Annotated in this window: 12 protein-coding genes; 3 read left to right on the plus strand and 9 right to left on the minus strand. The window is 58.1% G+C overall.

Features of this window, described 5'->3' with window-relative positions; genetic code table 11:
• Positions 1 to 106: 106 nt before the first annotated feature.
• The gene (gene flk, locus AC2T6E_RS18870) at positions 107 to 1,114 is read left to right on the plus strand and encodes a flagella biosynthesis regulator Flk (protein WP_100165815.1); all 1,008 of its coding nucleotides are present in this window, start codon (positions 107 to 109) and stop codon (positions 1,112 to 1,114) included.
• 91 nt (positions 1,115 to 1,205) lie between these two features.
• Here the strand turns inward: flk and AC2T6E_RS18875 are convergent, their stop codons facing one another.
• A complete protein-coding gene (locus AC2T6E_RS18875; RefSeq protein ID WP_486692855.1) occupies positions 1,206 to 2,384 on the minus strand; it encodes an arabinose transporter in 1,179 nt (392 codons plus the stop codon).
• A gap of 68 nt (positions 2,385 to 2,452) precedes the next feature.
• The gene (gene fabB / locus AC2T6E_RS18880) at positions 2,453 to 3,670 is read right to left on the minus strand and encodes a beta-ketoacyl-ACP synthase I (RefSeq protein ID WP_089597894.1); all 1,218 of its coding nucleotides are present in this window, start codon (positions 3,668 to 3,670) and stop codon (positions 2,453 to 2,455) included.
• Positions 3,671 to 3,828: 158 nt separating this feature from the next.
• On the opposite strand from fabB, the gene mnmC reads away from it, so the two are divergent.
• Positions 3,829 to 5,826 (plus strand): bifunctional tRNA (5-methylaminomethyl-2-thiouridine)(34)-methyltransferase MnmC2/FAD-dependent 5-carboxymethylaminomethyl-2-thiouridine(34) oxidoreductase MnmC1, encoded by a 1,998-nt coding sequence (mnmC, locus tag AC2T6E_RS18885; RefSeq protein ID WP_316468020.1) that lies wholly within the window; start codon positions 3,829 to 3,831, stop codon positions 5,824 to 5,826.
• A 57-nt stretch (positions 5,827 to 5,883) separates the two neighbouring features.
• On the opposite strand, the gene AC2T6E_RS18890 is transcribed toward mnmC, so the two are convergent.
• From AC2T6E_RS18890 to prmB, 6 genes are read right to left on the minus strand one after another with little or no spacing between them, the layout of a single operon-like run.
• On the minus strand, positions 5,884 to 6,162 hold the full coding sequence (locus AC2T6E_RS18890; RefSeq protein ID WP_048029667.1) for a YfcL family protein: 279 nt from the start codon (positions 6,160 to 6,162) through the stop codon (positions 5,884 to 5,886).
• 13 nt (positions 6,163 to 6,175) lie between these two features.
• Complete coding sequence (locus AC2T6E_RS18895; protein WP_120157770.1) at positions 6,176 to 6,721, minus strand: elongation factor P hydroxylase; 546 nt, start codon at positions 6,719 to 6,721, stop codon at positions 6,176 to 6,178.
• Complete coding sequence (locus tag AC2T6E_RS18900; RefSeq protein ID WP_120157769.1) at positions 6,721 to 7,530, minus strand: sulfite exporter TauE/SafE family protein; 810 nt, start codon at positions 7,528 to 7,530, stop codon at positions 6,721 to 6,723. Before AC2T6E_RS18900 ends, AC2T6E_RS18895 begins: the two co-directional genes overlap by 1 nt.
• On the minus strand, positions 7,530 to 8,354 hold the full coding sequence (mepA, locus tag AC2T6E_RS18905) for a penicillin-insensitive murein endopeptidase (RefSeq protein ID WP_010433221.1): 825 nt from the start codon (positions 8,352 to 8,354) through the stop codon (positions 7,530 to 7,532). Before mepA ends, AC2T6E_RS18900 begins: the two co-directional genes overlap by 1 nt.
• 2 nt (positions 8,355 to 8,356) lie before the next feature.
• Complete coding sequence (gene aroC, locus AC2T6E_RS18910) at positions 8,357 to 9,442, minus strand: chorismate synthase (protein ID WP_010433219.1); 1,086 nt, start codon at positions 9,440 to 9,442, stop codon at positions 8,357 to 8,359.
• A gap of 60 nt (positions 9,443 to 9,502) precedes the next feature.
• On the minus strand, positions 9,503 to 10,435 hold the full coding sequence (prmB, locus tag AC2T6E_RS18915; RefSeq protein ID WP_023312578.1) for a 50S ribosomal protein L3 N(5)-glutamine methyltransferase: 933 nt from the start codon (positions 10,433 to 10,435) through the stop codon (positions 9,503 to 9,505).
• 145 nt (positions 10,436 to 10,580) lie between these two features.
• Between prmB and smrB the strand changes: the two genes are divergently transcribed.
• The gene (smrB, locus tag AC2T6E_RS18920) at positions 10,581 to 11,132 is read left to right on the plus strand and encodes an endonuclease SmrB (RefSeq protein ID WP_042718983.1); all 552 of its coding nucleotides are present in this window, start codon (positions 10,581 to 10,583) and stop codon (positions 11,130 to 11,132) included.
• A gap of 46 nt (positions 11,133 to 11,178) precedes the next feature.
• On the opposite strand, the gene sixA is transcribed toward smrB, so the two are convergent.
• Positions 11,179 to 11,664, minus strand: a complete 486-nt coding sequence (gene sixA, locus AC2T6E_RS18925; RefSeq protein ID WP_003861375.1) for a phosphohistidine phosphatase SixA — start codon at positions 11,662 to 11,664, stop codon at positions 11,179 to 11,181.
• Positions 11,665 to 11,673 lie beyond the last annotated feature (9 nt).

Here is an 11,673-nt window from a genome sequence, read left to right on the forward strand (position 1 = left end):
GTACCTGTTTGAGAGGAAGAAAACCTGCCAAGTGTGCCATAATCTCGCCGCCAGGCATATATGTCCGCCGGGTTAACGCTGAGTTTTGACTTTAAGGATTCCGACGATGCAGCCTATTTCAGGTACGCCGCCGCGCCCTCCGGGTGAAGGCCCCTTAACGCCGCCGAGTGTCGCAGGCGAACAGCCGCTCTCCACGCAACAGCGCACCGTGCTGGAGCGACTGATCACGCGCCTGATTGCGCTGACGTCGCAACAAAACGCGGAAGTCTGGGCCGGGGTGAAGCATGACCTGGGCGTGAAGAACGACGTACCGCTGCAGTCGCGCCATTTCCCTGCCGCCGAGCAGAACCTGAATCAGCGAATCAACGCTGCGCAACAAAATCATACCACTCGACAGATTGTGTCGCAGTTGACCGAGCTACTGGGCCAGGGGAACAATCGCCAGGCGGTCAGTGATTTTATTCGCCAACAGTATGGCCAGACTGCCCTGAGCCAGCTCACGCCCGATCAGCTCAAAACGGTGCTGACGCTGTTGCAAACCAATCAGCTGTCGATTCCACAGCCTCAGCTGCGCCCGGCGACCGAACGCCCGCTGCTGCCTGCTGAGCACAACACGCTTAATCAGATGGTGACCAAACTGGCCGCCGCCACCGGCGAGTCGACAAAGCTCATCTGGCAATCCATGCTGGAACTGTCCGACGTGAAAAGCGGCGAGTTGATCCCGGCCAGGCAGTTTACGCATCTGGTCACCTGGCTGCAGGCGCGCCAGACGCTCAGCACGCAAACTGCCCCGACCCTGCACACGGTGCAGGCTGCACTGAAGCAGCCGCTCGAACCGCACGAGTTTGAGGCGGTGCGGGATTATGCCCAGCAGACCTGGCAGGCCACGCCGCAAACGGTGCTGACCACCGCGCAGGTGCAGGATATATTGAATCAGATCTTTGTTCGTCGCGCCGAGCGCGAAGGTGGCATTCCTGAAGCACGGAACATTCAGCCGATTTACAGTCCGCTGTTTGCGCCCGTCGTGGAAACCTTCAAAACGCTGTCCGCTCGTCCGGGGCTGATGTTCATTGCGCTGCTGATTGCGCTGGCGATTTTCTGGCTGGTTGCCTGACCTTTTTGCCCGGTGGCGCTCCGCTTACCGGGCCTACAACGGCTCGAACCGTAGGCCGGGTAAGGCAGAGCCGCTACCCGGCAACAACAGCTCAAATCCTGCGAAACGCCACCAGCGTCACCACAATTCCCACCACCGCTGAAACAGCCCCGGCAAGAAATACGGACGGATAGCCAAAGGATGTCGCCAACAGCCCCGCCAGCGGCGCAGTAACCCCGTAGGAGATATCCTGAAACGCGGCATACCCACCGAGCGCCGTGCCGCGTACCTGCGGGGCCACGCGTTTCACCACCTCAACACCCAGCGCCGGGAAGATCAGCGAACAGCCGCAGCCGGTCAGCGCCGCCCCCAGCAGCGCAACGTAGGCATTGGGTGCCTGCCAGAGCAGCAGCAGACCAATGGTCTCAATAACCAGCGAGGCCACCGCCACCTTCACGCCGCCTAAGCGATCCGGCATCCAGCCAAAAAGCACGCGCATCAGTACGAACGCGCCGCCAAACGCGGTGAGCGTAAAGCCCGCCATTGCCCAGCCACGGCTCATAAAGTACAGGGAGACGAAGGTACCAATCACCGCGAAGCCAACGCCCTGTAGCGCCAGGCCGAGACCCGGCTGCCAGATTTGACCGACGACGCTCCACAGGGATGGGCGTTCGCCTTTATGGGCCGGGACTTTTCGCACCGAACCATTAAATGCCCACGCCAGCAGCGGTAGCACCATGGTGGTACCCGCCAGTGCCGCAAAACCAAACTGGCTGTGGATCAGCAGACCCAGCGGAGCACCTGCTGCCAGGGCCCCGTAGATGGCCATCCCGTTCCAGGACATGACCTTGCCCGAACGCGCAGGGCCAACCAGCCCCATCCCCCAGGTCAGGGTCCCGGTCAGCAGCTGACTTTCACCGAATCCAAGGATTAAGCGCCCCACCACCAGCAGCGCAAATTTATACACGGCGTCTACCGGCAGAAGCGCGGCCAGCAGCCATGCGCCGCCCGCCAGACCGCAGGCAAACATGCCCTGCAAAGCTGACCGTTTTGCACCGTGCTGATCCGCCAGGCGTCCGGCGTAGCCACGCGTTAACACCGTCGCTAAAAACTGAATACCCACGGCGATGCCAACCAGGGTATTGCCATAGCCCAACTCCTGATGAACAAACAGCGGGATCACCGGCAGCGGCAGGCCGACGGTCATGTAGGTAAGAAATACCGCAAAAGCGATGCGGAACAGCGAGATGTTCCCGGACGTGGCGTTTATATCTGATGTAGCGGCCGTCATGCATAACTCCGAATTCAGGCATAAAAAAAGGGAGCCATCAGGCTCCCTTCTACTATACATTCAAACGCTTATGCTTTCAGCTTGCGCATTACCAGCGTAGCGTTGGTGCCGCCGAAACCGAAGCTGTTAGACATAACGGTCGTCAGCGTCGCATCCATTGGTTTGGTTACGATGTTCAGACCAGCAGCCTGCTCATCCAGCTCTTCCACGTTGATGCTTGGCGCGATAAAGCCGTGTTCGAGCATCAGCAGAGAGTAGATCGCTTCCTGCACGCCAGCCGCACCCAGAGAGTGACCGGTCATGGCTTTGGTTGCAGAGATCGCCGGGCTCTTATCCGCAAAGACTTCGCGGATCGCACCCAGTTCTTTCACGTCGCCTACTGGAGTAGAGGTACCGTGGGAGTTCAGGTAGTCGATTGGGGTATCAACGCCGTGCATCGCCATCTTCATGCAGCGCACTGCGCCTTCACCGGATGGAGCAACCATGTCAGCACCGTCGGACGTTGCGCCGTAACCCACGATCTCAGCGTAGATGTGAGCGCCGCGAGCCAGAGCGTGTTCCAGCTCTTCAACCACAACCATACCGCCGCCGCCCGCGATAACGAAACCGTCGCGGTGTGCGTCATAGGTACGGGACGCTTTATCTGGCGTCTCGTTGTATTTGGTGGACAGTGCGCCCATTGCGTCGAACTCACAGGCCATTTCCCAGCCCAGCTCTTCGCCGCCGCCAGCAAACACGATGTCCTGTTTGCCCAGCTGGATTTGCTCAACCGCGTTACCGATACAGTGCGCGGAAGTCGCACAGGCGGAGCTGATGGAGTAGTTCACACCGTGAATTTTGAACGGTGTCGCCAGGCAGGCAGAAACCGCTGAACCCATGGCTTTGGTCACAACGTATGGACCTACCGCTTTCAGGCCGCGCGGGCTACGCATTGCGTCCGCACCGAATACCTGCGCTTTAGACGAACCGCCGGAACCGGCAATCAGACCCACGCGCGGGTTGTTCTGATAAACGTCTTCGCTCAGGCCAGCATCAGCAATCGCTTCCTGCATGGAAAGATAGGCGTAAATAGAGGCATCGTTCATGAAACGAACCACTTTACGGTCGATCAAACCGGTGGTGTCCAGTTTGACGTTACCCCATACGTGGCTACGCATTCCCGAATCTTTAAACTCTTCAGAGAAAGTGATCCCGGAGCGTCCTTCACGCAGAGATGCCAGGACTTCCTGCTGGTTATTACCGATGCTGGAAACGATGCCCAGGCCAGTAATCACTGCACGTTTCATTCAATACCTCTGTAAGTCGCACTATAGTAAGTTTCGAGTCGCACAATAGCGTACACTTGTACGCCGAACAAGTCCGATCAGACAATTTCTGAGGAAATTTGCACCGATGGGCTCACATCGTTAAGATCGTGCCACTGCCTGTCGGACGAGTAACTTACGTGAAACAAAACGCTATACAACCCGCCAACCTCGAATTCAACGCTGAGGGTACACCTGTTTCCCGAGATTTTGATGACGTCTATTTTTCTAATGATAACGGACTTGAAGAGACACGTTATGTTTTTCTCGACGGAAACCAGCTCGGCGCCCGATTCCCCGCGCATCCGCGCAGCCTGTTCGTGGTGGCGGAAAGCGGATTCGGTACCGGCCTCAATTTTCTGACCCTCTGGCAGGCGTTTGATCGGTTTCACGCTGCCCATTCCGAGGCTACGCTCCAAAGATTACATTTCGTCAGTTTTGAAAAATTCCCGCTCACTTTGCACGATTTACAGCTCGCACATCAGCACTGGCCGGAGCTGGCAGCCTGGGCAGAGCAGCTTCAGGCGCAATGGCCACCGGCCGTGGGTGGCTGCCATCGTCTGATTCTTGACGGTGGACGCGTTACCCTGGATTTATGGCTGGGTGACATTAACGAACTGACCGATCAGCTCGACGATTCGATGAATCAGAAAGTGGATGCCTGGTTCCTGGACGGTTTTGCCCCTGCCAAAAACCCGGACATGTGGAGCCAGCATCTGTTTTGCGCAATGGCGCGCCTGGCCCGCCCGGGCGCAACGCTCGCCACCTTCACCTCGGCAGGTTTTGTCCGCCGCGGGCTGCAGGAAGCGGGCTTTACCATGCGTAAAACCAAGGGGTTTGGCCGCAAGCGCGACATGCTGGTCGGGACGATGGAACAGACGTTGAATGTCCCCGCTCAGGCACCGTGGTTTTCCCGTCGCGCCAGTGCAACACGCGAGGTAGCACTCATTGGCGGCGGCATTGCCAGCGCCCTGCTCTCGCTCGCGCTTCTCCACCGTGGCTGGCAGGTCACGCTCTACTGCGCCGATGAGGCACCAGCGACGGGTGCCTCAGGCAACCGTCAGGGCGCGCTTTATCCTCTGCTGAGCGCGCACGACCCGGCGCTGTTCCAGTTTTTCCCGGCGGCATTTACGTTTGCTCGTCGTCTGTACGATCTTCTGCCTGTTGATTTTGACCACGACTGGTGCGGCGTAACGCAGCTCGGCTGGGATGAGAAGAGCCAGCAAAAAATCGCGCAAATGCTGTCGCTGGGTCTGCCGGAGGCGATCGCCCGAGCGGTCACTGCGCAGCAGGTCGCTGAAACCACGGGCGTTGACACGCGCTGTGACGGTATACAGTATCCGCTCGGCGGCTGGCTGTGCCCGGCCGACTTGACGGCGGCGGCGATGACCCTGGCCCAGTCTCGCGGGCTGACGGTGCACTATGCCCACACCGTTGAATCGCTTAGCCGAACAGAAAGCTGGAATCTGCGTTTTGCTGATGGCAAAGCGGCGCAGCACGCCAGCGTTGTGCTGGCAAACGGACATTACATCAGCCAGTTTATCCAGACAGAAACATTGCCGGTGTATCCGGTCAGCGGCCAGGTAAGCCATATCCCAACCGCGCCCGAACTGAGTAAATTACGTCAGGTGCTGTGCTATGACGGCTATCTGACGCCGCAAAATCCGTCTAACGGCCATCACTGCATCGGGGCGAGCTATCATCGTGGCGAAACGGAAATGCGCTACAGCGACGCGGACCAGCAGCAGAACCGCCAGCGTCTGGTTGACTGTTTCCCGGATGCGGCGTGGGCGAAAGAGGTTGACGTCAGCGAGGGTGAAGCCCGCTGCGGCGTACGCTGCGCCACGCGTGACCATCTGCCGATGGCGGGGAGCGTGCCGGACTATGAGGCAACGCTTGCGGCCTATCAGGATCTGGCTGATAACCGGGACACGGCGGTAAGCGCACCGGTGTATCCGGAGCTGTTTATGCTCGGCGGGCTGGGCTCGAGGGGATTGTGCTCTGCGCCGCTGCTGGCAGAGGTGTTAGCCGCGCAGATGAGCGATGAGCCGATTCCGCTGGACAGAATTACGCTTGCGGGACTCAACCCAAATCGACTGTGGGTACGGAAACTGCTGAAGGGGAAGAAGGTTAAGTAGAGTGCGGTCTGGTGCCCTCACCCGTCCCTCTCCCACAGGGAGAGGGTGGTGAAACACTTACTTCGCTTTCGCCTGCTGGAACAGATTGTCCCACATGCCCAGCACCAAAGACTGATCGCGCGGAGAGAGTTCTCCGGCCTGAATGGCTTTTTCCAGGCTGCGAGTCACTTCTTCGTGAACTGCGTCGGCAGAGTGATCGTCACCTGCCTCCAGCTCGGCTACGGCAAGCGTCAGGTGACCACGCAGATAACCGCTGGCGAACAGCTCATCATCACTGGCGTGTTCCACCATGTCATCAATTAACGCCAGAATGCGTGATTCAAATTCTGCGATCATCTTCTTTCCTCTGTTAAAGATCTTCCGGCCAAGGGAAGCATTCCGCCGTGATCTCCGGCGTGTGGTAATAATTCTGTAAAGCCTCGATCAGGCGCGCCGGACGTTCCGGGATGCCCTTCTCAAGATATTCCATCACCTGCTTGTGAACGCGGCGCTGGAAGACGATACGATCCGGCTCGAAGTCGCCTTCCAGGTTGTCGCAGCTCACGTTGAACGGGAAGCCCGCCGCCACGCAAAACAGCCACTCCAGCGCCTGGGGTTTGACTTCAACATCTTCAAACTGGCCCTGAGTTGCGGCGTCACGCCCGTCCGGGCAATACCAGTAACCGAAGTCCACCCGCTCGCGACGTGCTTTCCCCGCGATGCACCAGTGCGAAATCTCGTGCAAACCGCTGGCGTAAAAGCCATGTGCGAAAACGATGCGGTTATACGGAACCTCTGCATCAGCAGGAAGATAGATCGGTTCGTCGTCGCCTTTAATCAGACGGGTATTAAAATCATCAGCAAAACAGCCGTCGAAAATCTCAATCAGCTGTTCGTAGTTATGCGTACTGTTCATTAGTTCATCCCCAACCAGGTGAGGATCTCCTGTCCATGGCTGTCATAAAGCAGTTTGGCGCTCATCACCGCCGAGACCACAACAATCATCGGGCGGATCAGCTTTTGCCCCTTGCTCAATACCAGACGCGAGCCCACGCGCGCGCCTAAAAATTGGCCCACCATCATGACAAAGCCGGTTGCCCAGATAACCTTGCCGCCAATGATAAACAGCAGCAGGCCGCCGACGTTTGAGGTCGCGTTGAGCACTTTGGCATGGGCGGTGGATTTGGCGAGGTTGAACCCGGCCAGCGTCACAAACGCCAGCGCGTAAAACGAGCCTGCGCCCGGGCCGAAGAAACCGTCATAAAAACCCACACAGCCCCCGGCAACCAGCGCGAACGGCAGGCCGTGCAGGCGACGCTGGCGATCCTCTTCACCGAGCTTTGGCATCAGCAAAAAGTACAGGCCAATGCAGATAACCAGAATCGGCAGGATCTGACGCAAAATATCAGACTGCACGTGCTGAACCAGCAGCGCGCCCGACGTCGAGCCAATAAAGGTCATCAGAATATTGAGCTTCTGATCGGCCAGGCTCACCACCTTGCGGCGGATAAAATAGAGCGACGCCGAGAGCGACCCACCGCAGGCCTGCAGCTTGTTAGTAGCCAGCGCCTGAGCCGGGCTCATGCCCGCCGCCAGCAGCGCCGGAACCGTCAGCAAACCGCCCCCACCCGCCAGCGCATCGATAAACCCGGCGAGCATCGCAACAAAAAAGAGCACCGCCAGCAGCAGCGGTGACACCATAAACAGATCGACGAAATTATCCATTAAAGTACATGCTCATCCAGTAGCGCCTGGCAGGAAGGCGGCAACGGAGGCGGTGTCTTCTTCTCAGGCTTAGAGGTTCCAGGCTTCGCCGGTTCAAACCAGCTTTGCAGTTCATAACCACAGCCATCGCCAGGCGGTGGAAGCGGCTGATCTTCACATTCCAGGCTGTTCGCCGGGCAGCGCAGACGAACGTGCATATGTGCACGGTGCTGGAACCACGGACGCACTTTGCGCAGCCAGTCGCGATCCGTTCCGGCATCCAGACAGAGCTGTTGCTTGATGGCCGGGTTAACGAAAATCCGCGTGACGTCGTTATCTTCTGCCGCCAGCTTGATCATGCTGGAGACATCCTGCGTCCACAGGGACGGCACTACGCGCTTACCGTCGCTCGCGACCAGATCCAGCGCCTGCGGTTTCAGCAGCTGCGAAGACGTCCAGCGCGTTTTCGGCAGCTGTAAGAAGATATCGACATCCAGTCCGGTTTGGTGGCTGGCGTGACCGCCGTTGAAGCGGCCCCCGGCAGGCATCCCCATATCGCCGATCAGCATCGTGCCCAGCCCCAGGTTATGCACCTGATTACCAAGGCGCTGTATAAACAACACCAGATCCGGATGGCCGAAATAGCGGCGCTGATCGGTACGCATCACCTGATAGGTGTCCGACTGCAGCGGAAGTTCCTGCGCGCCCACGATGCAGCCGTTAGAGAAGGCACCGATGGACTGCGCACTCCCCGCCACCGGATGGGTGATTTTTTGCCACGGCGTGGCGGCCAGAGAGGCTCCACTGGCGAGCAGCGCCAGCAGAGCAATTGCGGTTTTTTTCATGTTTACCAGCGTGGAATGGTGGTCGTCACATCCGCATTCTGCGCGCGCTGGCGCAGGAAGTGATCCATCAACACGATCGCCAACATCGCTTCTGCGATCGGCACCGCGCGGATCCCCACGCACGGATCGTGACGTCCTTTGGTGATCATCTCAACTTCTTCACCAGAGCGGTTAATCGTGTGGCCCGGCACGGTAATGCTGGAAGTCGGCTTCAGTGCGATGTTGGCAACAATCTGCTGCCCGCTGCTGATACCGCCCAGAATGCCGCCCGCATGGTTGCTCTGGAAGCCCGCTTTCGTGATTTCGTCGCGGTTCTGGCTACCGCGAAGCTGAACCACGTCAAAACCGTCGCCAATCTCGACGCCCTTCACCGCGTTGATGCTCATCAGCGCGTGGGCGATGTCAGCGTCGAGACGGTCAAATACCGGCTCGCCCCAGCCAGCCGGAACGCCGTCAGCCACCACGGTGACTTTCGCACCGATGGAGTCGCCCTCTTTTTTCAGGCCGCGCATCAGTTCGTCGAGCGCCTCCAGCTTGTCGGCATCGGCGCAAAAGAACGGGTTTTGCTCGACCTGATCCCAGTCTTTGATCGCCAGTGGAATGTCGCCCATCTGGGTCAGACAGCCGCGGATAACGATGCCAAATTTCTGCTGCAGGTATTTCTTGGCAATCGCCCCTGCCGCCACGCGCATCGCGGTTTCACGCGCGGAAGAACGCCCGCCGCCGCGATAGTCACGGAAGCCGTACTTTTGTTCGTAGGTGTAGTCGGCGTGGCCCGGACGGAAAACGTCTTTGATGGCGCCGTAGTCCTGGGAGCGCTGATCGGTATTTTCGATCAGCAGACCAATGCTGGTCCCGGTGGTGCGCCCTTCAAAGACGCCGGAAAGAATTTTGACCTGGTCCGGCTCGCGACGCTGCGTGGTGTAGCGAGAGGTACCCGGACGTCGACGGTCGAGGTCGTGCTGTAAATCTGCTTCGGTCAGTTCGATGCCCGGCGGTACGCCGTCGACGATGCAACCGAGTGCCAACCCGTGCGACTCCCCAAAGGTGGTCACACGGAATACCTGTCCAATACTGTTTCCTGCCATCACGGCTCCGATGTTGTTGTTTGTGTTTGAGCGTTGTGAAACGGGCCGAAGCCCGCTGGATTAATCTTTATAGATGCTGAAGTGTTCGCGCGCGTCGAGCAGCTGCGCTTTGGTCAGCATAAAGACGCCGTCACCGCCGTTGTCGAACTCGAGCCAGGTGAACGGCACATCCGGGTACTGCTCTATCAGATGTACCATGCTGTTGCCCACTTCACAAATCAGAACGCCGTCGTCGGTCAGGTAATCCGGCGCACAGGCCAGAATGCGGCGGGTCAGCTTCAGGCCGTCAGAGCCTGATGCCAGGCCCAGCTCCGGCTCATGGCGATATTCGTTTGGCAGATCGGACATGTCTTCTGCATCGACGTACGGCGGATTGGTGACGATCAGATCGTACTGCAGCGTCGGCAGATCGCGGAACAGATCGGAGCGAATTGGCGTAACGTGATGGATCAGACCGTGCTCTTCAATGTTGTGCTCGGTTACGGCCAGCGCGTCGGTGGAAATATCGACCGCGTCCACTTCCGCTTCCGGGAAGGCATAGGCACAGGCAATCGCAATACAGCCGCTGCCGGTACACATATCCAGAATGTGCTGCGGCTGATGGTTAATCAGTCCTTCAAAGTGGTTGTTGATCAGCTCACCAATCGGCGAGCGCGGCACCAGCACGCGTTCATCAACATAGAACTCGTGGCCGCAGAACCAGGCTTTATTGGTCAGGTAGGCGACCGGGATACGCTCGTTCACGCGGCGGATCACGCGCTCAACGATGCGGTGCTTCTCGCTGGAGGTCAGGCGCGCGGTACGCATGTCTTCCGGAATATCCAGTGGCAGGTAGAGGGACGGCAGCACCAGCTGAACGGCCTCATCCCACGGGTTATCGGTACCGTGACCGTACCAGATATTGGCGGCGCTGAAGCGGCTAACCGACCAGCGCAACATGTCCTGTATGGTATGCAGCTCGTTTACTGCTTCATCGACAAAAATTTTATCCACTCTTTCCTCCAGGGCATGCTCGCATAATTTTCGGCGGCTAGTTTGCCATGAAGACGGCGATAAATCAGCAATGACGCGTACCGCTTGAGGTTAAAAAATGCGTTTAGTCGGGTACACTATCGGAAATACGAGATGAGAATGCCAAATGAAAAAGAAAACATCGCTCAGCGAGGAGGATCAGACACTCTTCCGACAGCTGATGACCGGGACGCGTAAAATCACGCAGGACACCATCGTTCATCGTCCTCAGCGCAAAAAAATCAGCGAAGTGCCGGTCAAGCGACTGCTCCAGGAGCAGGCCGATAACAGCCACTATTTTTCAGATGAATTTCAGCCTCTGCTCAACACGCAGGGGGCTGTGAAGTACGTACGTGAAGACGTCAGCCATTTTGAGCTGAAAAAGTTACGCCGTGGGGACTATTCACCGGAGCTGTTTCTCGATCTGCACGGGTTAACCCAGATGCAGGCGAAACAGGAGCTGGGGGCGTTGATTGCGGCATGTCGTCGCGAACACGTTTTTTGCGCCTGCGTGATGCATGGTCACGGCAAACATATTCTCAAGCAACAGACGCCGCTGTGGCTGGCTCAGCATCCACACGTGATGGCGTTTCATCAGGCACCCAAAGAGTACGGCGGAGATGCCGCATTGCTGGTGTTGATTGAAGTCGAGGAATGGCAGCCGCCAGAGTTGCCCTGACAGGATGGCGGGAAGCACATTGCACCCCGCCATATCGCACGTCACGTCAGATCGCTTTTGCCATCTTCAGGTTGCACGGACTCATTTGCCAGTTAAAGACACCTTTGCCGGTTTCGTCCAGGGTGACGTTGGCAATGGCGGAGGTCGTGAACATAGGCGGCGTTTCGCCAGGGCACAGCTCAGATACCAGATAGCCGACCAGCGGCAGGTGGGAAATGACCAGTGCGGAAGCGACACCTTCATTGCACAGCGCCTGAAGATAGGCACTCACAAGACCCACATCGCCACACGGCGTGAGTTCAGGGAGAACATCCACACTGGAAGGCAGGTTCATACACTCCCCTACCACATCCAGCGTCTGTTCTGCACGCAGGAACGGACTCACCAGAACGCGTTCAATGTCCACTTTTTGACCTTTAAGCCAGGTAGCCATTTGACGGGATTCGTCGCAGCCACAGACTGTCAAAGGACGTACTGAGTCACTGGCGGCATCGAGTGCCGCGTCGCCGTGACGCATGATAAAAACTTGCATATTGCACCG

Source organism: Enterobacter sp. B79-1 (assembly GCF_057444735.1).